Source organism: Delftia sp. WSY_16 (assembly GCF_043104415.1).
Taxonomy (GTDB): Bacteria; Pseudomonadota; Gammaproteobacteria; order Burkholderiales; family Burkholderiaceae_C; genus Comamonas; species Comamonas tsuruhatensis.
The window spans coordinates 177,966-200,696 of the sequence record NZ_JBICKS010000037.1; the positions used below are offsets into that span (position 1 = coordinate 177,966).

The window sequence follows — 22,731 nt, forward strand, 5'->3', positions numbered from 1 at the left end:
AACCTCCATGAACTTTCAACGACTGGGCACTACCGCCGACGACCACGCCATTGCCGATGCCGTGGCCCGCTTTGCCGACGACGCACTCGCCCCGCTGGCGCAGCGCATGGACGAAGAGGCGCTGTCCGCCACCTGCCATGTGCCGGGCCTGGCGGCCCTGGGCGTGATGGGCATGAACCTGCCCGAGGCCCTGGGCGGCCCCGGCGTCACGCCCACGGCCATGCTGCTGTCCCTGGTGGCCATCTCGCGCGCCTGCGCGGCCACCTCGTCCATGATCGGCGCCCACTACCTGGGCACGGACGCCGTGCTCATCGGCGGCGACGACGCCCAGCGCCAGCAGTGGCTGCCGCGCTGCGCCAGCGGCCAATGGCTGGCGGCCTTTGCGCTGACCGAGCCGCGCGGCGGATCCCACCCGGCCGACATGCGCACGCGCGCCGTGCGCGATGGGGACGACTATCTGATCACGGGCGTCAAGCACTTCATCTCCAACGCCGCCGAGGCGCGCTTCATGGTCGTCTTCGCCAAGACCGACATGGAGGCCGGTGCACGCGGCGTCAGCGCCTTCATCGTGCCGCGTGACCTGCCCGGCATCCAGATCTCGGCCCCCGAAAAACTCATGGGCATCCGCGGCGGCCATGCCTTCGAGGTCTCGCTGGACGGCGTGCGCGTGCCTGCCAGCCACCGGCTGGGCGCCGAGGGCACGGGCTTCAAAACGGCCATGAAGGTGCTGGACAACAGCCGCCTGGACGTGGCGGCCACCGCCCTGGGCGTGGCCGAGGCCGCCCTGGCCGCCGCCGCGCAATGGGCCAATCAGCGCCTGGTCGGCGGCGAGCCACTGGCCACGAAACAGGGCATCCAGTGGAAGCTGGCCGACATGAAGCTGCGGCTGGAGTCCTCATGGGCGCTGACCATGCAGGCCCTGGCCTTGCGCCAGGCAGGCCAGCCCTTCACCCAGCACTCGGCCATGGCCAAGCTCCATGCATCCGAAATGGTGGGCTTCGTCACCGACGAAGCCCTGCAGATCCACGGCGGCTACGGCTACACGCGCGAAATGCCGCTGGAGCGCCTGGTGCGCGATGCGCGCATCCTGCGCATCTACGAAGGCTCGTCCGAAGTGCAGCGCAGCATCATTGCGCGCGGGGTGCTGGGCGGCAGCTGAATGCAGCAGCGGGTGGCTAGGAGAAATCTGAAAATGGCACCCTCGCGCCCGGAAAAGGCCGTTGATGCAGAGCGGTTCAAACCCCAGGTCTTCCCTGGACCTTGCGAGGGGGCGCAAAATGGCGGCTGTTGCGGCCTTCGGGCCGCAGCGCATTTGTTGCGGGAAGCGCCCGCATCCCGCCCCCTCCCGCGCCAGCCGCCCCTGCCGAAAGAAGCCTCCGTTGTCCGCCGCGCATTCCGTCCTGCAAGCCGTGTTCGGCTACGAACAATTCCGCGGTCCGCAGGAGGCCATCGTCTCGCATGTGGTCGCCGGCGGCGATGCGCTGGTGCTCATGCCCACGGGTGGCGGCAAGAGCCTGTGCTACCAGGTGCCGGCCATCGTGCGCCAGCAGCAGGGCCACGGCGTGGCGGTGGTGGTGTCGCCGCTGATCGCGCTGATGCACGACCAGGTGGGCGCGCTGCACGAGGCCGGCGTGAGCGCGGCCTACCTGAACTCCACGCTGTCCTATGACGAGACGCAGGAAGTCGAATGGCGCCTGCAAAGCGGCGACATCACCCTGCTGTATGCCGCGCCCGAGCGCCTGAACACGCCGCGCTTCCTGGGCCTGCTCGACGACCTGCATGCCCAGGGCAAGCTGTCGCTGTTCGCCATCGACGAGGCGCACTGCGTGAGCCAGTGGGGCCATGACTTCCGGCCCGAGTACCGCGCGCTGAGCGTGCTGCACGAACGCTATGCGGGCGTGCCGCGCATTGCGCTCACGGCCACGGCCGATGCGCTGACGCGCGCCGACATCGTCGAGCGGCTGCAGCTGGAGAGCGCACGGCACTTCGTCAGCAGCTTCGACCGCCCCAACATCCGCTACCGCATCGCCGAGAAGAAGGACGTCAGCAACCAGCTGCTGCGCTTCATCGAGCGCGAGCACGAGGGCGAGGCCGGCGTGGTCTATTGCCAGTCGCGCAAGCGCGTGGAGGAGCTGGCCCAGACGCTGAGCCAGGCCGGCGTGCCCGCCCTGCCCTACCACGCGGGCCTGCCCTTCGAGACGCGCCAGCTGCACCAGGACCGCTTTCTGCGCGAGGACGGCATCGTCATCGTGGCCACCATCGCCTTCGGCATGGGCATCAACAAGCCCGATGTGCGCTTCGTGGCGCACGTGGACATGCCCAAGAACATCGAGGGCTACTACCAGGAAACCGGCCGCGCAGGCCGCGACGGGCTGCCCGCCGACGCCTGGATGGCCTACGGCCTGTCCGACGTGGTCAACCAGCGCCGCATGATCGACGAAAGCCCGGCCGAGGACACCTTCAAGCAGGTCATGCGCGGCAAGCTCGATGCCCTGCTGGGCCTGGCCGAGGCCACGGACTGCCGCCGCGTGCGGCTGCTGGCCTACTTCGGCGAGCAGTACGGCCTGGGCGCACCGGGAGAAGACGCAGAGACGGACATTGAAGGCCGGCCGCTGCAGCGCGTGGCAAAGACCGCCTGCGGCAACTGCGACAACTGCCTGGAGCCCCCGGCCCTGTGGGATGGAACGGACGCCGCGCGCAAGCTGCTGTCCACCATCTACCGCGTGCACGAGGCCAGCCAGCTGACCTTTGGCGCGGGCCACATCATGGACGTGCTGCGCGGCAAGGACACCGAGAAGGTGCGCCAGTACGGGCACGAGAAGATCTCCACCTTCGGCCTGGGCAAGGACTACAGCGAGCCCCAGCTGCGCGGCGTGATGCGCCAGCTGCTGGCCACCGGCGCCCTGGGCCTGCACAAGATCACCAGCGAGAACAGCGGCCACAGCTTCGACACCCTGTGCCTGGCCGAAGGCTCGCGCGAAGTGCTGCGCGGCAATGTCCAGGTGCAGCTGCGCGAGGCCGTCGCAGCGCCGCGCACGCGCACCTCCAAGCGCGCCACCCAGCCCAACGCGGCCGCCGCCAGCCTGGGGCCTGATGCCCAGGTGCGCTTCATCAACCTCAAGGCCTGGCGCGCCGAGGTCGCACGCGAGCACAACCTGCCGGCCTATGTGATCTTCCACGACGCCACGCTGGCCGCCATTGCCGAGCGCAACCCGGCCTCGCTGGACGACCTGCAGGGCATCAGCGGCATGGGCGCCAAGAAGCTGGACGCCTATGGCGCCGAGGTGCTGCGGGTGGTGGCCACGGGTTGAGGCGCATAGCCCTCATGCACATCGCCTGGGGCTGGGCTTCACCATGAGAAAAGGCCTGCACCTCCATGGCGGCAGGCCTTTTTCGTGAAGCCGGAACCCCTTACTGCGCCAGCACCCTGAACGTCAGCGTGTAGTTGTTGCCGTACTGCGGCGCGGCGGCGCCGGCGGGGGCGTCGGCGCGGTAGCGCACCAGGGCCAGGTAGATGCCGGACTTGGGCAGGGCGTAGGAGATGCGGCCCTGGCCATCGGTGGTCAGCGCGTCCACGCTGTGCTGGCTCGCCAGGTCCATGGCCGAGCGGAAGATTTCCACCTTCTGCGCGGCCAGCGGCTTGCCGTCGTATTGCACGGTGAAGTCGAACTTCTCGCCCGCGAACAGGTCGGCCGGATGCGTGACGGGCACGATCTCCAGGCCCTTGCCTGAGGGCGCGAGCGCGGCCCGGCTGGGCTTGCCCACCGTGATGTAGGTCTCGGAGACCGACAGCGACTGGTAGTGGCTCAGCAGCTTGGCATCGGCCGGCGTGGGCGTGGCGGGATCACGCGCCGTCTCGACCTTGCCGTTGCGCTCCCACGAACGGAAGACGGCGCCCAGGCGCGGGCCGGTGCTCACGCGGTAGGTGCCCTTCTCGTCGGGCAGTTGGTGCTCGGCCACGGTGCGGGTCTTGAACTGGCGCACATCGGCCATGGGCGTGACCGAGCCGTCGGGCGCCGTCACGGCGAAGCGCGTTTCGCCAAAAGCCACTTCGGGGATGAAGAACTTGTCGGCAAAGCTGGCGTCCACGCTGATGACGGCCCGGGGCTGGGCCTCGAAGCTGGTGGGCAGCAGGTAGGGCGTGTGGGCCTGGGCGGAGATGCACACGGCCGACAGCAGCGGCAGCCACCAGGCCAATCGCTTGGATGGGGTTTTGGCCATGTCCGCTCAGGGCTTCTTGACGTCGTTCTTGTCCACGACGCCATCGGCATTGACGTCGGCTTCCTTGAAGCTGCGTTCGGCGATGGCCATGTCTTCTTCCACGGTGTATTTGCCGTCGCGGTTCCTGTCCACGATGCCGAAGCGCACATGGGCCTGCTTCATGGACTGGGCATAGCGCTCGTCGGGCTGGCGGCCCGCGTACTGCTGCTTGAGGCGGGCCTCGAACTCGTCCACGTACTCCTTCTCGCTGAGCCAGCCGTCGCCATTGGTGTCGCCGGCCAGGAAGCGCTGCTTGCGCACGGTGTCGTACTCCTGGCGCGTGACCACGCCATCACGGTTGGCGTCGTAGCTGCCCATGAAGGCAGACTGGCCATGCCCGCCAGCAGGCTGGGCCGGGCCGCTGGCGGACGGTGCCGTGGGCGATGCGCAGGCGGTGAGCAGGGCCGCCAGGCCGGCAGCGGCCAGCATGCGGTGGGACAGAGAGAACTCGATCATGAAACGACTCCTGAAGTAGGCAGATACAGCGGCGGCTGCGATGGTGGTGGAGGCTTTCCGGCCGACACCGCCGCTGTAGGGAAGGCCGGCCGGCCCCTGGAGAAACTCCTCGGATCCGCGCCACGCGGCAAGTGAAGGTGGCGTGGATGCAATGGCATGGTGCGCAGGGTGCTCAGAACGCAACGTTCATGGACACGGCGAAGGTGCGGCCCGGGTTGCTCAGCAGCTCGATGTCGCGGCGGTCGCGCGCCACGCCGGGCTGCAGGCTGCGGGTGCTGGAATAGTCCCAGTAGCGCTTGTCGCCCAGGTTGTAGATGCCGGCGTTCAGGCGCACGTTCTTTGCGACCTGCCAGTAGCCGGCCAGGTCGAAGATGGCATAGCCGGGCACGCGGAACAGCTCGGTGGTCGAGTCGGTCAGGCCGGTGCCCGCGTTCTGGTAGCTGTCGCGGTTGGTGGCCACGGCCTGCTTGCCCGCGACGAAGGTGCCGGTCAGGTTCAGGCCCCATTGCCGGGCCGGTGCGTCATAGCCCACGCCGACGATGGCCTTGCGCGGCAGCACGCTGTCCAGCGGCACATCCTTGTCGCCTGCGTAGTAGGACTTGGAGGTGCCGCGGCTGAGGCCCAGCGCCCAGGTGGAGTACAGGCCCCTGGCGGCGGGCATCCACTGGCCGTGGTCCAGGCGCGCGCTGGCCTCGAAGCCGTAGATCTTTGCGCTGTCGCGGTTCTCGGCCTGGTAGATGGTGCCGATGTGGGCGGGCACGTTGACGAACAGGTCGGGACGGCCCGCGCGCAGGTAGCGCGTGTAGGCGATGAAGTCGGAGTACCTGGTATAGAAGACCGAGCTGTTGAAGGTCACGCCCGGCGTAGGCGAACCCTTGAGGCCGAAGTCGAAGGCATTGCTGCTTTCCTCCTTCAGGTTGGGGTTGCCCACCAGGGCGTACTGGCCTGCCGCGTTGTAGTTGCTGGCCATGTTCCACGAGCCGAAGATCTCGCCGGCCGAGGGCGCGCGCCCGCTGCGCTTGAACTGGGCATAGGCGCTGAACGTGGGCGTGAGGTCATAGACCAGGGCGAGGCTGGGGCTGAGGATGGTGTTGCCGCGCGTGCCGCCGTAAATCTTTTCCACATCGGCGGCCGTGAGCACGCCCGAGACGAAGTTGTCCAGGTCGCGTGTCTTGATCTCCACGCGGTCCACGCGCAGCGCGGGAATCAGCGCCAGGCGGCGGCCGCCGGCCTGGAAGCTGATCTCGTCCTGCAGGAAGGCGCCGTAGCGGCGGGTGGTGGTGTCGGGCTGGGGCTTCATGCTGCCGGACACGGCCCAGGGGCGCTCCGTGTCCTGGGTCGAGGCATTGACGCCAAAGCTCAGGCGGTGGCGGTCGATGCGCTTGTCGCCCGTGCTCGAGAAACCCCAGGTGCGCGTCTCGTTGCCCGAGACGTTGTGCACCTTGGCGCCCGTGGCCAGCGTGGTGGTGTCGGTGACGTCGTTGGTGTCCGTGTTCTGGAAGTACAGCCGCGTGTCCAGCTGGTCCACCCAGGCGCCGGCCGGTGTCCACAGGTGCTGCAGCTGCAGCGTGTTGCGGCTGGTGTCGCTGTTCTGGCGCGAGCTTTCGGTGATGCTGGTGTTGGTGGTGTCCCAGCCGTGGAAGGAGGTGTCGTTCTTGCGGCGATACAGGTCGGCCGACAGCACCAGGCGGTGGGCCGGGTTGATGCGCAGGCCGCCCTTGAGCAGCAGGGCGTTGGAGTTCCAGTCGTCGGGATAGCTGTTGACGATGGCGCTGTGGTTGCGCGTCTCGTGGCCGTCGCGGCGCGAGTAGGCGATCAGGCCGTCGAGGTCGCCCGAGCGGCCAGCGGCCGTGAAGCTCTCGTTCCAGGAGCGGTCGGCCGTGTCGTGGCCGATCTTGCCGCCCAGGTAGGAGGTCTTGCCGCCCACCAGGTAGTCCTCGGCGGACTTGGTGCGAAAGCCCACCGAGCCGCCGATGCCACCGGCCGCGCGCCGCGCCGTGGTGGTGCCGGAGTGGATGTCCACGCCCGAGAACATTTCCGGATCGATGAAGTCACGGCCCACGCCGAAGGTGTTGGCGCCGACACGGCTCACATAGGGGCGCGTGGTGGCGTCGGGCATCTCGACGCCGTCCACATCCATGCCGATGCGGTTGCCCTCGATGCCGCGGATGTTGTAGCCCGTGGTGCCCGAGCGGTCGAAGCTGCTGCGGTTGCGGCTGGTGCCCGAGGCCGTGCCGGGCGCTGAGACCAGGGGCTGGTAGCGCACCACGTCGGCCATGCTGCCGGCCTGCTCCAGCGCCGGGCCGCTGACGGTGGTGGAGGCGCCCGGGGTTCGCTGCGCGGGCTCGGCCGTGTCGACCACGTCGACCTGGGCCAGTGCCTTGGTGGGTGCCTGTGCCATCAGCCGGGCCTCATCGTCCAGGGCCCGAGGCCGGGGCTGGGCCCAGGCGCTGGACGTGGCCAGACCGATCACGGCGGCCTGCACGGCCACGGCCAGCAGGCTGGGCCGCAAGGCCGGCGCAGCGCAGGGATTCCAGAAAAGGGAGACAGGGGCGCAGGAGCGTGAAGATGGAGCCATGGCAGGAATCGGGGAACGAGGGTTGCTGGCTAGCTGCCGACCTCTTCGCGGAGTGCTCTTGCGAGACCATTGATTCCCCCCGGGTGTGATTTCTTCCTGCTGGCTTTCCGCGATTCTCCCATCAATTGATAATGATTATCATTTGTTTTGTATCATTTACGTCACAGGGGCAGATCACGGTCCCGCGCGGACCTCCTCCACAAACCCCACACAAAGACTCGACAGCGCAGCAAGATTGCCCGCTCACACTGCGGCGGCTGAATATCTGGAGCCCTTTGCTGTGACCAATAACGCCCAACTCCTGGCCGACGAAGCCAAGTACTGCTCGTTCGGGGATACCGTCCACTACGTCAATCCCCCCAAGATCTTTTCGGGCTGCGAAGGCAGCTACATGTACGACGAGGCCGGCACGCCCTACCTCGATCTGCAGATGTGGTATTCGGCCGTGAACTTCGGCTACAAGAACAAGCGCCTCGAGCAGAAGATGATCGAGCAGCTGCAGACCCTGCCCCAGGTCGCCAGCCAGTACCTGCACCCGACCAAGATCGAGCTGGCCAAGTTCATCGCCCAGGATGCGGAGCGCAAGTGGGGCCATGCCGGCCGCGTGCACTTCAACGTGGGCGGCGCCCAGGCCATCGAGGACTCGCTCAAGGTCGTGCGCAATGCCAGCGGCGGCAAGAGCCTGATGTTCGCCTTCGAGGGTGGCTACCACGGCCGCACGCTGGGCGCCTCCAGCATCACCTCCAGCTACCGCTACCGCCGCCGCTACGGCCACTTCGGCGACCGCGCGCAGTTCATCCCCTTCCCCTACCCGTTCCGCCGCCCCAAGGGCATGACGTCGGAGGAATACGCGGACTCCATCGTCCGGGAATTCGCGCGCAAGTTCGAGAACGAATACCACGCCATCTGGGACCCCAAGACCAACCAGTGCGAGTACGCAGCCTTCTACGTGGAGCCCATCCAGGGCACGGGCGGCTACGTCGTGCCGCCGCCCAACTTCTTCAAGGGCCTCAAGAAGGTGCTGGACGACCACGGCGTGCTGATGGTGGTCGATGAAATCCAGATGGGTTTCTGGCGCACCGGCACGCTGTGGTCGGTGGAGAACTTCGGCGTCAAGCCCGACGTGCTGGTCTTCGCCAAGGCGCTGACCAACGGCCTCAACGCCCTGTCGGGCCTGTGGGCGCGCGAGGAGCTGATCAACCCCACCATCTTCCCGCCGGGATCGACGCACTCCACCTTCGCTTCCAACCCGCTGGGCACGGCCCTGGGCCTGGAAGTCATGAAGATGACCCACGAGATGGACTTCGGCCGCCAGGTGCGCGAATCGGGTGCCTACTTCCTCGAAGGCCTCAAGGAGCTGCAAAAGCGCCACAAGGAAATCGGCGATGTGGACGGCCTGGGCCTGGCGCTGCGCGCCGAGATCTGCACCGAGGACGGCTTCACGCCCAACAAGGCGCTGCTGGACAAGATGGTGGACATCGGCCTCGAAGGCGGCCTGGAATACAAGGGCAGCAAGCGCGGCCTGGTGCTGGACGTGGGCGGCTACTACAAAAACGTGATCACCTTCGCGCCCTCGCTGATGATCTCGCGCCCCGAGATCGACGAGGCCATGGTCCTGCTGGACCAGTTGCTCACGAAAGCCAAGGCGGCCTGAAGGCGCGATGCCCGCAGAGCGCCTGCACAACCAGCTCGAACCCCCAGGCCTGCTCGCGCAGTTCGCGGCCCATCCTCCCGAGGGCTTCGCACTGCTGCAGGACTGGCCGGCGCCGGCCTTCACGGCGCCCTTCGATCTTCTGACCACGGCGGACGACGCGCTCAAGGCGCGTCTTTTGTCGTTGCCCGGTGGCGGCTGGCTGTCGCGCCGGCTGCGCCTGTCCACCGACTTCGTGGGCACCACGGTCAGCGAGTACGCCGTGCTGCCCATGGGCACCCCTGCCGCCCAGCAGGCTGCCGCGCTGCGTGCGCGCGCAGGCCGGCGCATGCTGACCATCGTCAAGGACCTGCCCCAGGATTCCCCGCTGCTGCCGGACGCCGACAACGCCCACGCACGGGCGCTGGCGCAGGCCCTGGCCGATGCGGGCTTCATCCTGGTCGAAGGCCAGGCCCTGGCCCATGTGCCCATCGACTTCTCCAGCCTGGACGAGTACCTTGCGCGCCTGTCCAGGAGCCGCCGCCAGAACCTGCGCCGCAAGCTCAAAAGCCGCGCGCAGCTGCAGGTGCAGCGCATTCCCACGGGCGCGGCCTTTGCCGATGACGCCCGGGTCGATGCCTACTACGCGCTGTTCGATGCGGTGTATGCGCAAAGCGAGATCCACTTCGACAGGCTCACGCGCGATTTCTTCGCGGCCGTGCTGCGCGATGCAGGCAACGGCGGCCTCGTCTTCGAGTACCGCGCGCTGCAGGACGACGGCGCGCCCGGCGCGCTGCTGGGCTGGAACCTGTGCTTCGAGCACGGCGGCAAGCTGATCGACAAGTACATCGGCCTGTCCTACCCGGCCGCACGCGAGGCCAACCTCTACTTCGTGAGCTGGATGGTCAACCTCGAATACGCCATCGAACGCGGCCTGAGCCACTACGTGGCCGGCTGGACCGATCCCGAGGTCAAGGCCCAGCTGGGCGCCAGCTTCACCTTCACGCAGCATGCGGTCTTCATCCGCAACCCGCTGCTGCGCGCACTGGGCCGGCGCTTTGCCGGCCACTTCGAAAGCGATCGCCAATGGAGCGAACAGAACTGAATGCCCAGCCGGTCGTGCTGGATGTGGATGGCTCGGTGGGGTCCTTGCCCGGCGAGCTGCGCCTGCCGCTGCAGCACTGGCAGGAGCAGGTGCGCTTCGGCTGCGGCCTGCGGCGCTTCGCGCGGTTCCGCGCGGCGCTCGATGCACAGCTGCCCGCCGCGCATGGCACGGCCCTCATGGGCAGCGGCGACTTCCACCATCTGAGCTGGCCGCTGATCGAGCGCTGCATCGCGGCGCGGGCCCTGTCCTCAGGCCGGCCGCTGCGCGTGGTCGTGCTGGACAACCACCCCGACAACATGCGCTTTCCCTGGGGCGTGCACTGCGGCTCCTGGGTGCGCCGCGTGGCCCTGCATCCGGCCGTCTCGCATGTGCACGTGGCCGGCATCACCTCCGGCGACATCGGCCGCGCACACGCCTGGGAGAACTACCTCACGCCGCTGCGCGCGGGCCGCCTGAGCTACTGGAGCGCGGGCGTGGACACGGGCTGGGCGCGCCGCCTGGGCGTGGACTCGGCCTTTCGCAGCTTTGCCAGCGTGGCCGAGCTGTCGCGCACGCTGGCGCGCATGCTGCGCGAGCAGGCCCAGCCCACCTACCTGAGCATCGACAAGGACGTGTTCGCGCCCGAGGTGGTGCGCACCAACTGGGACCAGGGCCGCATGCTGGAGAGCGAAGCCATGGACATCATTGGCGCGCTGTCCGGCCAGATCGTGGGCAGCGACATCACGGGCGATGTGTCTTCCTGGCGCTACGCGACCTGGTGGAAGCGCTGGATGAGCGCGGGTGACGGCCAGGACACGCAGATCGGCGCGCAGACGCTGGCCACCTGGCAACTGGGCCAGCATGCGTTCAACGAGCGCCTGGTGGAGCGTCTGCAGCAGGCCGGCTGAGGCCCCACCGGAGCTGCGGCGACCGGTGCTGTGAGGTCAGGCGGCGGTCTGCTTCATGGCGCTTTCCAGCACCTGGACCAGATCGCCAAAGCGCGCGTCGTCGAACCACAGGCTGTTGCCCACGGCCACCAGGCGCTGCGCCCAGTCGCGCCCCTGGTCCACCACGTCCTGGCGCGCCAGGCCCAGCACATGGTCGTAGCGTCCATAGTCGGGCAGCACATGGACGAAGGGCAGCGACAAACCCCAGCCCCGCCCCCATTGCGCGCGCAGCAGCGCATCGCGCGTGGCGGCATCGCGCAGGCGCAGCAGCAGCACGGGCCAGACGCCTTGCGCACCCGGCACGGTGTCGCCCACCACCTCGATGCCATCGATGGCCGACAGCCAGGCGCTGCGCTCACGCGCCTGGCGCTGCAGTTGCTGCTGGAAATCCGCCAGCCGCGCCAGCGCGCGCCGGCCCACGCGGCGGCGCCAGGCGCCCAGTTCATGGCGGGCAATGGCGTCGTCGAAATCATCGCCGGCGGCCTGCACCCAGTCGCTGCGCGACAGCGCATCGCGCAGGGGGCGGCCATAGGCCAGGTCCAGCCCGGCGGGGCGGTACAGCGCCGCATAGCCCAGCAGCTCCAGGCTGCGGCGCAACTCCCAGCCCCGGTCCTGGCGCACGCTGGCTGCATGTGTCTCGCGCAGTGCCTCGCGCAGCGCGGGGTCGCGCGCCAGCAGCACGCCGCCCTCGAAGGTGGTCAGGCCCTTGCCCACGGCCAGGCTGTAGAAGCCCACATCGCCCTGCCAGCCCACGGGCTCGCCGCGCAGGCGTGCGCCCAGGGCCTGGGCCGCGTCCTCCACCACCCAGGCGCCCACGGCGCGCGCGCAGTCCACCGCCGTGGCCACGTCGGCCACGCGGCCGCACAGATGCGTGGGCAGCACGGCCAGGGTGCGTTCGCTGCACAGCGCTCGCAGATGGTGGCGGCTCATGTCCAGCGTGTCGGGGCGCAGGTCGCACAGGCGCAGTTGCAGGCCGCAGTGCGCCACGGCCAGGGCCACCAGCGGGCAGGTATAGGCGGGGGCGATGACTTCGCTGCGGCCCGGCGCCAGGCGGCGCAGGGTCTGCAGCGCCACCATCAGCGCCGAGGTGCCCGAGCATTCAAGCTGCACGGCGGGCACGCCCAGCCACTGCGCCAGCGCCGTCGCCAGGTCTGCATCGCCCCAGGGCAGCAGGTCGGCCGCGCGCAGCGGCAGGCCTGCCGTGGGCGGCAGCACGCGTTCAGCCATGGCGCGTGCCGTGCTCGGCCGATGCCGCCAGATGCGCGGCGCCAGCGCTGGCCGAGCCCGCGCCCGGATTGCCGCCCGCATGGCCCGGCGTGTCGTCGTCTGCACCGGGCCCCTCGGCCTCCTGCGTCTCGCTGACCGCCAGGCAGGCGATGCCGGCCACGATGAACAGGCAGCCGATGATCTGGGGCATGCCTATGCGCTCGTCGAACAGCCAGTACGACAGCGCCAGCACGGAAAGAATCTCCAGATGCGATGCCGCAAAGGCCGGGCCGATGGGCGCGCGCTTGAGCAAGGTCATCCACGAGAAAAAGGCGCCGATGTAACCCACGAAGGCGCCATAGATCCAGGGCTGGCCGAACACGCGCGCCAGCCAGTCCACCGAGAACTCCAGCGGCAGCGCCGCATTGCCGGCCTGCTTGAAGCTCAGCTGGGCCAGCGTGTCGAAGGCCATGAGCACCAGAAAGCCAATGAAATAGAAACGTTTCATCTCAGTTATTCACGGGGCTGCGCGCCGCCCGCATCGTATGAAACTGGCGAGCCCCAAAGCCAGGGACACCGAGGAAGGGCCGCCCCGCACCGAGGGTGTCGTCCCCCTCCCGCGAAGCGAGAGAGGGCGCCGTGCACACGGGGGAAGGCGCGAAGCGACTCAGGGGGTGCTGTTTCATCTCAATGCAGGCCCACGATGGCGACGCCGATGGACACCAGAACGATGCCTGCCACGCGCATGGGTGCCAGCTTCTCGGCAAACAGCAGCCGGCCCGCGATCATGATGGCCACGATGTTGATGGAGCCCAGCAGCACACCTTCGGACAGCGGCACCAGCGAGAGAAAGGCCAGCCACAGCACGAACTCGGCCACATAGCAGCCCACGCCCAGCCACAGCCAGGGCCTGGAGGCCATGAAGCGCCAGCGTGCCAGGCCGTCGAGGTCACCGGGCTGGCTGGCGGCGGCCTTGAAGGCCAGCTGGCCGCCGCTGTCCACCAGCACGTTCAGCACCCACAGCGTGATGACCAGCGGCGAGAGATCACTGCCCATGCGGCGCAGCCTCCACAGCCCGGCCTTCGCGGGGGGCGGCACCGCTGGCGATGCGCGCCACGAACTCGGTGGTGCGCGCGATCACGGTGCGGCGGTCGCGGTCGATGGTGACCATGTGGTAGCTGTTGTCCAGCAGCACCAGCTCGACATGGGCCTGGCTGGCGCCGTGCACGATGTCGTGGGCGTTGGCCACCGACGAGATGTCGTCGTTGCGCGCATGGATGACCAGGCAGGGCGAGCGCAGCTGGGGCAGGCGCGCCAGCACATGGGCCGAGAGGCGGCGCAGCTCGATGATGGACCACCAGGGATTGCCCGGCAGGCCGGCCGCCGCGCTGTCGCCCGAGTGCATCTGCTCGACCACGCGTGCGCGCAGGGCCTCGTCCTTGATGCCGTAGGGCGGCTGCTCCATGAACACGCTGCGGCGGCCAATGCCCAGCGCGCGGAACAGCGGCAGCAAAAAGGCCAGGCGCGTGTAGAAGGGGATGCTCCAGCCGTCGTAGCGGAAGGTGGTGGACAGGGCGCAGACGCCGTCCACCTTGTCGGGATGACGCTGGGCCACGGCCAGCGAGAGCACGGCGCCCATGGACAGGCCGCCGACCACCACATGGTCCACATGCTGCGACAGCCGCTGCAGGCCGCCTTCCACGCTGGCCAGCCAGTCGGTCCAGCGCGTGTCCACGAGATCTTCCATGCTGCCGCAATGGCCGGCCAGCTGGACCGCATAGACGGTGAAGCCCTGCTTGTTCAGCCCCTTGGCCAGCAGGCGCATCTCGGCCGGCGTGCCCGTGAGCCCGTGCACCAGCAGCACGCCGGTGCGCGCGGCCGCGCCCGTGCCGGGCATGACGAATTCATGCTCGGTCACGCAGACGCTTTCCAGCCCCGTGGCAGGCTCGCTGCGCTGAACCAGGGAGAGCCCATCACTCAAATTCATGTCAATTTTCCATGACGCTGCGCGTCGCCCTCTGACCATGAAAATGGCGTGCCCCGAAGCCAGAGACACCAAGGAAGGGCCTTGGCCGGCCGCGCCGCCCCGCACCGAAGGTATCGTCCCCGTTGGGGGGCGCCGTGCAACGGGAAGGCGCGAAGCGACTCAGGGGGTGGTATGTCATGCCAGCGCCTCCAGGCCCAGGACGACCTTGTCGAGCAAGGCCGTGGCCTGCTCGAAATGCTCGAAGGGCGCATGGGCGATGCCCCGGCTTTCGCAGTGGGCGATGAGCTTGTACTTGGCCAGCACGAAGTCGGCGCGGCCCGAGACGCAGAAGTCCGAGGTGCTGTCGCCCACATAGAGCACGCGGCCATGCTGGGCCTGCTGCTCGGCCAGGCGCTCGCACTTGCAGTTGCCGCTGGCGCGCGCGCACTGCGCGCTGGCCCAGGGCGAGTCCAGGCGCCAGCTGCGCTCGCCGGTCGGCACCAGACGGTTGGCGATGACCTGCAGATGGCCCAGGCCATGGCGCTCCAGCACATGGCGTATGGCGTAGTCGATGCCGTCGCTGACCACCTGCACCACCATGCCGTGGGCCTGGGCGGCCGCCACGAAGCCGGCGAAGCCGGGATCGATCTCGATGGTGTCCAGGTGGGCGCGCAGCTCGGCCTCGTCCATGTCCAGCAGCGCGACCTGGCCCTTCATGCATTCGCGCGAGCCGATCTCGCCGCGCTCCCAGGCGTCTTCCAGCTCCTGCCAGCCGGGCTTGCCGAAGCGGTTGAGCAGGGTGTCGGTCACGTCCAGCAGGCTGATCGTGCCGTCGAAATCGCTTTGCACCATCCAGCCGGGCGCGGCGGTGTCCAGATACAGGGGAATGCGCTTATTCATGGAACTGCACCCTTACGTTTTGGCCCACGCGCACGGCGGCGGCGGGAGCTTGCTCGAAGACCAGCACACATTCGATGACACGCACCGGCCCGCGCTGCTGGTCGTCCTGCAGCCGCGCCGTGCCATAGACGGGGCTGATGCGCAGCACGCGTGCCGAAGGCAGCTGCTGCTGTGCGGAGCCATCGGCATCCAGCGTCACCGTGGCCCGCATGCCTTCGCGCACGGCGGCGGCGAAGCTTTCGTTGATTTCGGCGCGCACCTGCAGCGGGCGCTGCGGCAGCAGCACCACGGCCGGCGTGCCGGGCACGGCCTGGCTGCCCGCGTGGGTGGCCAGGCGCACCACGGTGCCGGCCTCGGGCGCGCGCAGTTCCTGGCGCTTGTGCTGGGCGCGCAATTGTTCGAGCTTGCGCTGCGCCACCTGGGCCTCGGCCGCGGCCACGTCGATCTCGGCCTGGGCATCGCGCAGTGCCTGCGCGGCCTCGTCCACGTTCTGCGCGTCGGCCGCGCCTTCGCGCGCTGCGGCCTGCCAGCGCACCAGGGTCTGCTTGAGCTGGGGCAGGCGCGCGGCGCGTGCCTTCTGGCGGGCCTTGGCCAGCTGGGCCTCGGACTCGGCCACGGCCAGGTCGGCCTGGCCCGTCTCGTCGGCCAGCCTCAGCAGCAACTGGCCGCGCTGCACGGACTGGCCTTCCTTGACGGACAGCTGCTGCACCACGCCGGCCACGGCGGGCGACAGGTCCAGCAGCCCGCCTTCCACCTCGATCTTGCCGCGCGCCACGGCCACGGCCGCCGGGCCGCTTTGCTGCGCCCTGGAGCTGGCCTGGCCCGCATTGGCGGGCGCATCGTGCGAAGGACCGCAGCCCGCCAGCAGCGCGGCGGCGGCCAGCGCCGCAGCCAGTCCGGCAGTGGAAGCGGCAAGGCCGCTCAGGGGGTGCTTCATTGTTTTTCCTTCAACGGGGAGGTCTGGCGCCAGTCGCTGCGGATGGCGCCGTCCTCCATGCCGAGCACGCGGTCGGCATGGCGCACCAGGCGGGGGTCATGGCTCACGCACAGCACAGTCGTGCCATGGTTGCGCGCCGCGCGGTGCAGGATGTCGATGACGCGCTGGCCGCTTTCGGCATCCAGCGCACTCGTGGGTTCGTCGGCGAACAGCAGCTGCGGCGCCTTGGCCATGGCGCGCGCAATGGCCACGCGCTGCTTTTCGCCGCCCGACAGTTCGGCCGGGCGCATGTGGGCGCGGTGGGACAGGCCGACCTCGTCCAGCGCCTGCTGCGCGCGGCGCAGGGCCTCGTCGCTGCGCAGGCCCATGTAGCCCAGGGGCAGCTGCACCTGCTCGATGGCCGTCAGTGCCGGGAACAGGTTGAAGCCCTGGAAGACGAAGCCCGTGTGGCGCAGGCGAAACTTCTCCAGCGCCCGCGTGCCCAGCTTGCCCAGGTCCTCGCCCAGCGCCATGGCGTAGCCGCTGTCCGGCGCCTGCAGGCCCGACATCAGCGACAGCAGGGTGCTCTTGCCGCAGCCCGAAGGGCCAGAGATCAGGCTCAGTTCGCCCGCGTACAGCGATACCGACAGGCCCTGCAGCACCTGCACGCTGACCATGCCCGACAGGAAGGACTTGCACAGCCGCACGGCCTCCAGGCTGGGCGCCGTGCGAGGCACCGCCGTGGGCGCGGGGGAAGAGGCATTCATCACGTTCATGGTGTCTGGAAGTCTTCAGCGCAGCAGCGTGGCCGGGTCGGCGCGCAGCAGGCTGCGCATGGCGCCCAGGCCCGACAGCAGGGACAGCACGGCCACCAGCACGGCACAGGCCAGCACGGCCGATGCGTTCAGCGCCACGGGCACGCGGTAGGCCGTGGCCACGGCCAGCAGCACGGCGCTGGCCAGCGCGGCCATCACGAAGCCCAGGCCGCCGATCCAGCAGGCCTGCTCCACCACCACGCGGCCCAGGGCCGCGCGGCTCACGCCCAGCGCGTTGAGCACGGCGTACTCGCGCGACGAGGCAGCCACCACAGCCTTGAGCGACTGGCTGGTGACCACCGAGCCCACCAGGCAGACGATGACGGCCATGAACAGCACGCCCGCGCCGGCGCCCGTGTCGAACATCCAGTAGCGCTGCGAGCGCCGCGCGAATTCCTTGGCTGTCCATGCCTCGTAGGGGCCGAAGCTGGGCGTGGACTGGTTCAGGCGCTGCTGGACGGCCTTGGCCGAGGCGCCGGGGCGCACGCGCGCCACGAAGTAGGTGCTGCCCTGGCCCGGGTCACCGGCAATCTCGCGCGCCGTGGCCAGCGAGGCCAGCACGTTCACGCCGCCCAGGCCGCGCAGCCCGTCCACGGCGGCCACCACCTGCACGCGGTGGTTGTTGACCCAGGCCACGCCGCCCTCGCTGGCGCCCAGCGTCTGCAGGTCGGCCCGGTCCACGATCACGGCGCCGGGTTCGCGCAGGCGCTGCCGCTGCCAGGGTTGGAGCACGCGGGAAAACAGCATGGAGGCATCATCGGTGGCAATGCCGGACAGGTAGACCGACACGCCGCCGCCGTGTTCGCTGGCCGCGCCGCCGGCCGGCGTGCTGGAGCGCCAGTCGCCATCGACCCAGACGTAGGGCTCGACGGCAGTGATGTCCGGGTCCATGCGCAGGCGCATGTCCACGTCGCGGCCGATGGTGCGGCCGAAATTCACGCTCTGCGTGCCCGGGTAGCCGATCCACAGATCGGCCGAGGACGCCGTCACATACAGCGCGGCCGATCCGAAGATGCCCAGCACCAGCGCGGCCTGCATGGCCAGCAGCACGCCGGAGAAGCCCACCGCGAAGACGGAGGGAATGAACCGGCGCCACTCGTGCACCAGCGTCTTGCGCGCCAGCGCGATCATGAGGATGCCCCCTGAGCCACGGGCGCAGGGCCGTTGCCGGAATCGTCCTCCGGCCTGTCCTCGGCAGGCAGCGGCGCGCCGCCCAGGGCCTTGTACAGCGCCACATAGGCCAGGGCATGGGCGGCCAGGGCGGTGGTCTGCTCGCTGCGCGCCTGCAATGCGGCGCGCCGGGACGCCAGACCACCGAACTCGCTGTCCAGGCCCAGCTTCTGGCGCTGGTGCTGCACGCGTTCGCGCTCGGCCAGCACCTGCTGCGAGTCCTGCAGCGCGGCAATGCGCTGGCGCTGGGCACCGATGGCGGCCAGTGCGGACTCGACCTCGGCCACGCCGTCCAGCACGCTCTGGCGGTAGCCCTGGATGGCAGCCTGCAGCGCCAGCTCGCTGGCATCGGCCTGCGAGCGGCGGCGGCCCCAGTCGAACAGGGGAATGTCGATCTGCGGCCCGAAGGTGGGCGCGTTGTCCTGCGTCGTGCGCAGGTTCTGGGTGATGTTGAACGAATACAGCAGCGAGCCGCCGATCACGAAGCGCGGGTACAGCGCCGCTTGCGCAATGCCCTGCTCGGCTGCGGCGCGTTCCACGCCGGCCTGCGCCACCTGGATGTCGGGGCGCGTGCGCAGCAGGTCGGCCGGAAGGACCGCCACGCCCAGCGCCTGCGGGCCAGGCAGCGGCGCTGTCGCATCGGCCTGCAGCCATTGCGCATCGGGCCGTGTGCGGCCCAGCAGTGCGGCCAGCATGTGGGCGCTGCGGGCCTGGGTTTCACGCAGGCCCGCACGCAGGGCAGCGCTCTGGCCGGCCTGCAGCTGCAGCTGGCGCACGGCCTCGGCCGTGCCCAGGCGCTGCTGCTGGCGCACCTGGGCCAGTTGCAGGGCACGCGCATCCAGCTGCGCCTGCTCGTCGATCAGGGCCAGCTGGCGCTGGGCCATGCGGATGTCCAGGTAGCGGTGCACCACGTCGGCCACCAGGGCCACGCGCGCTGCCTGCAGGCGGCCCCGTGCATCGAGCACGGCAGCTGCGGCATTGCGCTCGCCGGCCTCGCGGGCGCCGAACAGGCCCAGGTCCCAGCTCACGTCGATGCTGGCGTGGAAATACGAGTCGATGGCTGCGATGTCCTGCAGCGTGCGCGCACCGGCCGTGAACACGGGCCGGAAGGCAGCGCCGGCCGTGCCCGCCAGCAGCCGCTGCTGGCGCAGGCGCGACTGGGCCTGGGACAGATCGAGGTTGGCGGCCAGCGCCTCCTCGACCAGGGTGTTGAGGGATTCATCGCCCCAGGCCTTCCACCAGCCCTGCAGGTCGGGTGCGGCGGCCGAGCCAGGTGCGCCCGGCGCGGCGGCGGGCAGGGGCTGTGTCCACTGCGCAGGCACCGAGCCGTCGAGCTGTGCCGGGGGCGGCGATGAGCAGCCGGCCAGCGCCAGGGCGGCGCCCAGGCACAGGCTGGAGAGGCGTTGCGTCGCGGCGGCGTGGTTCACGGGATGGACAGGCGGGAGGGGATGATCGAGGGGGAGGACCGGGAAAACGAGGCCAGGGAACCATGTCCCCGGATAGCCATTGGACGCGGCCAAGCTTGCGCGAGGTTGCAGGCTTTATGGAGGAAACATGGAGAACGCGGCGCCGTGCGCAAGCCTCTCTTGCCCATCCCGGGCGGGAGTCAGTCGCGGACCGCGCCAGATTACCGCGGACTCGGATGATTCCGAGTTTATTTTCAGAACACTCCGATTCCAATGCCGCATACAGGTCGGTATATTGACCGGATATCGCGCCCGGTGCCGCCTGTCCCAAGGACATTGATCCATATCTTCCTGGCTGGAGTCCACAGCATGCCTTTCACAGCCATCTTGCGCCATGCATTGGCCATGCCGCTCCTCTTGATTTTCTTCATGGCCCCTATTTCATCCTGGGCCCGTTGTTCCTCCCAGGGCTGGAATGCCCAGTTTCCGGGTTCGGCCAACACCCCCACCATCGTCAACGAAAATTATCCGATTGGCAGCGTTGTCTATTCCAGGACAATGGCTTTGCAAAATACCGGGGCCGGCAGCTACCACATTTCTTGCGACAATGATTTTTATTACATAGAAGGCATTGGAACGGAAAGCGGTGGAATATATTCCACCTCCATTCCCAACCTGGGCATGAGAATCACGTGGGAAAGAGCCGCGCCTTATTCAGGGTCCATGCTGAAACAGGGCATATTCCATTCACTGCCAAGCAACAACATGACCCTCGAGCTCGTGAAAACCGGGGAACTCACATCTGGCGGTTTCCTGAATGGCAGCTTCGCACGAATCTACTCTGGGACCAGCAATGCCCGTGACTTGCTGGCCACGGTATTCTTTTCGAGTGGCATCACCGTCAACGTCAGCAGCCGCCCCAGGCCGCCGACCTGCCGGGTGTCCACGGGCAAGATCGACGTGACCATGGCCCCCGCCCCGTTCGCCGATTTCAAGGGAATCGGGACCGTCACGGCAGCCAAGGACTTCAGCATCGAGTTGACCTGCGCGGGAGGCGAAGCCAATACACGCCTGACCGCCTTCATCACGCTGACGGACGCCACCCAGGCGACCAACCGATCGAGCACGCTGACGCTGGCCCAAAACTCCAAGGCCCGGGGTGTCGGCATACAGGTACTGAGAAACAACGTGCCCGTGAGCTTCGGCCCCGACTCCGGTAGCCTGGGCAATGCCAACCAATGGAATGCGGGCCAGGTCGCACAGGGGCAGAACAGCCTGAAGATTCCGCTGAGCGCGCGCCTGGTGCAGACAGCCGGCAGCGTGACACCTGGCGTGGCCTATGGCAGGGCGACCTTCACGATGAGCTACCAATAGCCGCTGATGGGCCTGCAGGAAATGAACAGCGCCAGCCTTGCGCGCGATTGCAGACTTCGTGGAGCCAATATGGAGGGCTGCGGCTCGCAGGGCATCGCACCATAATGTGCGCTTGGCCCTGCCAGCTTTCCCATGAACTCCACAGCACAGCCAACGGCAACCACCCCCCTCGTGCTCGTCGTCGAAGACGAGCCCGCCATCGCCAGCATCCTGACGGCCTATCTCGAGCGGGACGGGCTGCGTTCGCGCATGGCCTCGGACGGGCAGGAGGCTCTGCAGCTGTTCCGCCAGCTGCGGCCCGATCTGGTGCTGCTGGACATCCACCTGCCCGGCATGGATGGCATCGACGTGCTGCGCGCCATCCGCGATGACAGCCAGACGCCCGTGATCATGGTCACGGCCCTGGCCGACGATGTGGACAAGCTGCTGGCCCTGCGCCTGGGCGCCGACGACTACGTGGTCAAGCCCTTCAATCCGCCCGAGGTGGTGGCCCGCGTGCGCGCCGTGCTGCGCCGCACCCAGGCACGCAAGAACCCGGCGCCCGCGCCCATCCGCGTGGGCCCCATCGAGATCGATACCGAGGCGCACAGCGCCGTGGTCTACGACAACGAGGGCCGCGCCCTGCCACTGCCCCTGACGCTGACCGAGTTCCGCCTGCTGGCCTGCCTGGCGGCCCAGCCCCGGCGCTGCTTCTCGCGCTCCCACCTGATCGAGCACTGCCTGCCCGAGAGCGATGCGCTGGAGCGCGTCATCGACTCGCACCTGTCCAAGCTGCGCCGCAAGCTGCAGCTGGCCGGCCAGGAAGGCCTGATCGAAACCGTGCGTGGCATCGGCTACCGGCTATGGCCCTGGGACTGAGGCCCAACCGCATCTGGGTGCGCTTCGGCCTGTGGATCACGGCCACAGTGCTCAGCACCATCGCCCTGCTGGCCATCGGCGTGCTGGTGTTCTCCGAGATCCAGTACCGCGACTTCTACAACAGCCTGCCGCCGGCCGTGCAGATCGAGCTGGACGAACTCAACGCCCAGTCGCTGGAGGACAGCCCGCGCGCCATGCAGATCTATGGCCAGTACTGGACGGGCGATCTGCTGTTCGGCGAGAAATGGTCGCTGGTCATCGGCCTGCTGGTGTGCCTGCCCTTCGGACTGGCCGTGGGCTTTTGGGTGTCTCGCCTGGTGACGCGGCCCCTGGCGTCCATGGTCGAGGTGGCCAAGCGCGTGGAGCTGGGCGACTTCAGCGCGCGCGCCCTGCCCGGCAAGGCCCACGGCGAGATGGCCGAGATGGTGGTGGCCTTCAACCGCATGATCGATTCGCTGGAGACGCTGGAGACCGAGCGCCGCGCCACGGCGGCCTCGATCTCGCATGAGCTGCGCACGCCGCTGACGGTGCTGCAGGCGCGACTGCATGCCATCTGCGATGGCGTCATCGCGGCGGACGACACCGAATTGAACACCCTGCTGTCCCAGGTCGAGCACCTGGGCCGGCTGGTGGACGACCTGCACACGCTGTCCATGGCCGATGCAGGCCAGCTCTCGCTGCAAAAGCAGCGCATGGACCTGACCCTGCTGGTGGCCGAGACGCTGGACCAGCTCCACCCCCAGCTGCAGCAGCACGGCATGCAGCTGGACCTGTCCCTGCCCGGCCCCACCGACGAAGGCATGACCGACATCCGCGCCGATGCCGACCGCATGCGCCAGATCCTCTCCAACCTGGTCAGCAACGCCATGCGCCATGCGGCCAGCGGCGCCTGGCTGGGCGTGGCGCTCACGGTGGAGTCCGATATCGAAGGCCGCGCCTGGACCGTGCTGCGCATCAGCGATGCAGGCCCCGGCCTGCCCAGCGAGCTGCGCGCCCATCCCTTCCAGCGCTTTGCCCAGGTGCCCGGCAAGCGCCGCCGCGAGGGTTCTGGCCTGGGCCTGTCCATCGTCAAGGCGCTGACCCTGTCCCAGGGCGGCAGCGTGGAGGCCGACGATTCCGAGCGGGGCGGCGCCCGCTTCACGCTGCGCTTTCCGCGCATCTGAGT

20 protein-coding genes are annotated in these 22,731 nt (G+C 68.8%); 8 read left to right on the forward strand and 12 right to left on the reverse strand.

Annotation, left to right across the window (positions count from 1 at the left end):
* Positions 1-7: 7 nt before the first annotated feature.
* Together ACF8O7_RS18780 and ACF8O7_RS18785 are read left to right on the forward strand one after the other, a co-directional pair.
* Positions 8-1,159, forward strand: a complete 1,152-nt coding sequence (locus tag ACF8O7_RS18780) for an acyl-CoA dehydrogenase family protein (RefSeq protein ID WP_392443987.1) — start codon at positions 8-10, stop codon at positions 1,157-1,159.
* A 220-nt stretch (positions 1,160-1,379) separates the two neighbouring features.
* Positions 1,380-3,311 carry a RecQ family ATP-dependent DNA helicase gene (locus ACF8O7_RS18785; protein WP_017405658.1) on the forward strand — a complete coding sequence of 644 codons (1,932 nt, stop codon included), beginning with the start codon at positions 1,380-1,382 and terminating at the stop codon, positions 3,309-3,311.
* A gap of 100 nt (positions 3,312-3,411) precedes the next feature.
* Here the strand turns inward: ACF8O7_RS18785 and ACF8O7_RS18790 are convergent, their stop codons facing one another.
* The 3 genes from ACF8O7_RS18790 to ACF8O7_RS18800 form a co-directional block, all read right to left on the reverse strand.
* Complete coding sequence (locus ACF8O7_RS18790; RefSeq protein ID WP_133074030.1) at positions 3,412-4,221, reverse strand: DUF4198 domain-containing protein; 810 nt, start codon at positions 4,219-4,221, stop codon at positions 3,412-3,414.
* Between the two features lie 6 nt (positions 4,222-4,227).
* Positions 4,228-4,716: a hypothetical protein gene (locus ACF8O7_RS18795; RefSeq protein WP_012202078.1), complete on the reverse strand. Its 489-nt coding sequence runs from the start codon at positions 4,714-4,716 to the stop codon at positions 4,228-4,230.
* 172 nt (positions 4,717-4,888) lie between these two features.
* Positions 4,889-7,294, reverse strand: a complete 2,406-nt coding sequence (locus ACF8O7_RS18800) for a TonB-dependent hemoglobin/transferrin/lactoferrin family receptor (protein ID WP_392443989.1) — start codon at positions 7,292-7,294, stop codon at positions 4,889-4,891.
* A gap of 280 nt (positions 7,295-7,574) precedes the next feature.
* Between ACF8O7_RS18800 and ACF8O7_RS18805 the strand changes: the two genes are divergently transcribed.
* From ACF8O7_RS18805 to ACF8O7_RS18815, 3 genes are read left to right on the forward strand one after another with little or no spacing between them, the layout of a single operon-like run.
* The gene (locus tag ACF8O7_RS18805; protein ID WP_016452231.1) at positions 7,575-8,948 is read left to right on the forward strand and encodes an aspartate aminotransferase family protein; all 1,374 of its coding nucleotides are present in this window, start codon (positions 7,575-7,577) and stop codon (positions 8,946-8,948) included.
* A gap of 7 nt (positions 8,949-8,955) precedes the next feature.
* Complete coding sequence (locus tag ACF8O7_RS18810) at positions 8,956-10,029, forward strand: GNAT family N-acetyltransferase (RefSeq protein ID WP_392443991.1); 1,074 nt, start codon at positions 8,956-8,958, stop codon at positions 10,027-10,029.
* On the forward strand, positions 10,011-10,916 hold the full coding sequence (locus ACF8O7_RS18815) for an arginase family protein (RefSeq protein WP_016447368.1): 906 nt from the start codon (positions 10,011-10,013) through the stop codon (positions 10,914-10,916). Before ACF8O7_RS18810 ends, ACF8O7_RS18815 begins: the two co-directional genes overlap by 19 nt.
* A 36-nt stretch (positions 10,917-10,952) precedes the next feature.
* Here ACF8O7_RS18815 and ACF8O7_RS18820 read toward each other — a convergent pair whose 3' ends face one another.
* From ACF8O7_RS18820 to ACF8O7_RS18860, 9 genes are all read right to left on the reverse strand, one after another.
* Positions 10,953-12,182, reverse strand: coding sequence for a DegT/DnrJ/EryC1/StrS family aminotransferase (locus ACF8O7_RS18820; RefSeq protein ID WP_392443992.1), 1,230 nt, complete (start codon positions 12,180-12,182; stop codon positions 10,953-10,955).
* Complete coding sequence (locus tag ACF8O7_RS18825; RefSeq protein WP_016447366.1) at positions 12,175-12,669, reverse strand: multidrug efflux SMR transporter; 495 nt, start codon at positions 12,667-12,669, stop codon at positions 12,175-12,177. The genes ACF8O7_RS18820 and ACF8O7_RS18825 overlap by 8 nt, the downstream gene beginning before the upstream one ends.
* A gap of 179 nt (positions 12,670-12,848) precedes the next feature.
* A complete protein-coding gene (locus ACF8O7_RS18830; RefSeq protein ID WP_012202070.1) occupies positions 12,849-13,217 on the reverse strand; it encodes an EamA family transporter in 369 nt (122 codons plus the stop codon).
* The gene (locus tag ACF8O7_RS18835; RefSeq protein WP_016452235.1) at positions 13,207-14,148 is read right to left on the reverse strand and encodes a carboxylesterase; all 942 of its coding nucleotides are present in this window, start codon (positions 14,146-14,148) and stop codon (positions 13,207-13,209) included. The genes ACF8O7_RS18830 and ACF8O7_RS18835 overlap by 11 nt, the downstream gene beginning before the upstream one ends.
* Positions 14,149-14,322: 174 nt before the next feature.
* Positions 14,323-15,027: an MtnX-like HAD-IB family phosphatase gene (locus tag ACF8O7_RS18840; RefSeq protein ID WP_016452236.1), complete on the reverse strand. Its 705-nt coding sequence runs from the start codon at positions 15,025-15,027 to the stop codon at positions 14,323-14,325.
* Positions 15,020-15,964, reverse strand: a complete 945-nt coding sequence (locus ACF8O7_RS18845; RefSeq protein WP_043789456.1) for an HlyD family secretion protein — start codon at positions 15,962-15,964, stop codon at positions 15,020-15,022. Before ACF8O7_RS18845 ends, ACF8O7_RS18840 begins: the two co-directional genes overlap by 8 nt.
* Positions 15,961-16,719 carry an ABC transporter ATP-binding protein gene (locus ACF8O7_RS18850; protein WP_016447362.1) on the reverse strand — a complete coding sequence of 253 codons (759 nt, stop codon included), beginning with the start codon at positions 16,717-16,719 and terminating at the stop codon, positions 15,961-15,963. Before ACF8O7_RS18850 ends, ACF8O7_RS18845 begins: the two co-directional genes overlap by 4 nt.
* A gap of 15 nt (positions 16,720-16,734) precedes the next feature.
* On the reverse strand, positions 16,735-17,889 hold the full coding sequence (locus tag ACF8O7_RS18855) for an ABC transporter permease (RefSeq protein ID WP_016447361.1): 1,155 nt from the start codon (positions 17,887-17,889) through the stop codon (positions 16,735-16,737).
* Complete coding sequence (locus ACF8O7_RS18860) at positions 17,886-19,355, reverse strand: efflux transporter outer membrane subunit (protein ID WP_046982603.1); 1,470 nt, start codon at positions 19,353-19,355, stop codon at positions 17,886-17,888. Before ACF8O7_RS18860 ends, ACF8O7_RS18855 begins: the two co-directional genes overlap by 4 nt.
* 348 nt (positions 19,356-19,703) lie before the next feature.
* On the opposite strand from ACF8O7_RS18860, the gene ACF8O7_RS18865 reads away from it, so the two are divergent.
* From ACF8O7_RS18865 to ACF8O7_RS18875, 3 genes are all read left to right on the forward strand, one after another.
* Entirely contained in the window at positions 19,704-20,708 is a 1,005-nt protein-coding gene (locus ACF8O7_RS18865) for a fimbrial protein (protein WP_212645568.1), read from the forward strand.
* A 132-nt stretch (positions 20,709-20,840) separates the two neighbouring features.
* On the forward strand, positions 20,841-21,566 hold the full coding sequence (locus ACF8O7_RS18870) for a response regulator (RefSeq protein ID WP_016447358.1): 726 nt from the start codon (positions 20,841-20,843) through the stop codon (positions 21,564-21,566).
* On the forward strand, positions 21,551-22,729 hold the full coding sequence (locus ACF8O7_RS18875; protein ID WP_016452240.1) for a cell wall metabolism sensor histidine kinase WalK: 1,179 nt from the start codon (positions 21,551-21,553) through the stop codon (positions 22,727-22,729). The genes ACF8O7_RS18870 and ACF8O7_RS18875 overlap by 16 nt, the downstream gene beginning before the upstream one ends.
* Positions 22,730-22,731: the final 2 nt, after the last annotated feature.

What these genes read in the sequence shown, in the direction of transcription:
- ACF8O7_RS18780 (WP_392443987.1), top strand. Translation starts at nt 8, where the DNA reads ATGAACTTTCAACGACTGGGCACTACCGCCGACGACCACGCCATTGCC.
- ACF8O7_RS18790 (WP_133074030.1), bottom strand. Translation starts at nt 4,221, where the DNA reads ATGGCCAAAACCCCATCCAAGCGATTGGCCTGGTGGCTGCCGCTGCTG.
- ACF8O7_RS18795 (WP_012202078.1), bottom strand. Translation starts at nt 4,716, where the DNA reads ATGATCGAGTTCTCTCTGTCCCACCGCATGCTGGCCGCTGCCGGCCTG.
- ACF8O7_RS18800 (WP_392443989.1), bottom strand. Translation starts at nt 7,294, where the DNA reads ATGGCTCCATCTTCACGCTCCTGCGCCCCTGTCTCCCTTTTCTGGAAT.
- ACF8O7_RS18810 (WP_392443991.1), top strand. Translation starts at nt 8,956, where the DNA reads ATGCCCGCAGAGCGCCTGCACAACCAGCTCGAACCCCCAGGCCTGCTC.
- ACF8O7_RS18815 (WP_016447368.1), top strand. Translation starts at nt 10,011, where the DNA reads ATGGAGCGAACAGAACTGAATGCCCAGCCGGTCGTGCTGGATGTGGAT.
- ACF8O7_RS18820 (WP_392443992.1), bottom strand. Translation starts at nt 12,182, where the DNA reads ATGGCTGAACGCGTGCTGCCGCCCACGGCAGGCCTGCCGCTGCGCGCG.
- ACF8O7_RS18825 (WP_016447366.1), bottom strand. Translation starts at nt 12,669, where the DNA reads ATGAAACGTTTCTATTTCATTGGCTTTCTGGTGCTCATGGCCTTCGAC.
- ACF8O7_RS18830 (WP_012202070.1), bottom strand. Translation starts at nt 13,217, where the DNA reads ATGGGCAGTGATCTCTCGCCGCTGGTCATCACGCTGTGGGTGCTGAAC.
- ACF8O7_RS18835 (WP_016452235.1), bottom strand. Translation starts at nt 14,148, where the DNA reads ATGAATTTGAGTGATGGGCTCTCCCTGGTTCAGCGCAGCGAGCCTGCC.
- ACF8O7_RS18840 (WP_016452236.1), bottom strand. Translation starts at nt 15,027, where the DNA reads ATGAATAAGCGCATTCCCCTGTATCTGGACACCGCCGCGCCCGGCTGG.
- ACF8O7_RS18845 (WP_043789456.1), bottom strand. Translation starts at nt 15,964, where the DNA reads ATGAAGCACCCCCTGAGCGGCCTTGCCGCTTCCACTGCCGGACTGGCT.
- ACF8O7_RS18850 (WP_016447362.1), bottom strand. Translation starts at nt 16,719, where the DNA reads ATGAACGTGATGAATGCCTCTTCCCCCGCGCCCACGGCGGTGCCTCGC.
- ACF8O7_RS18855 (WP_016447361.1), bottom strand. Translation starts at nt 17,889, where the DNA reads ATGATCGCGCTGGCGCGCAAGACGCTGGTGCACGAGTGGCGCCGGTTC.
- ACF8O7_RS18865 (WP_212645568.1), top strand. Translation starts at nt 19,704, where the DNA reads ATGCCTTTCACAGCCATCTTGCGCCATGCATTGGCCATGCCGCTCCTC.
- ACF8O7_RS18870 (WP_016447358.1), top strand. Translation starts at nt 20,841, where the DNA reads ATGAACTCCACAGCACAGCCAACGGCAACCACCCCCCTCGTGCTCGTC.
- ACF8O7_RS18875 (WP_016452240.1), top strand. Translation starts at nt 21,551, where the DNA reads ATGGCCCTGGGACTGAGGCCCAACCGCATCTGGGTGCGCTTCGGCCTG.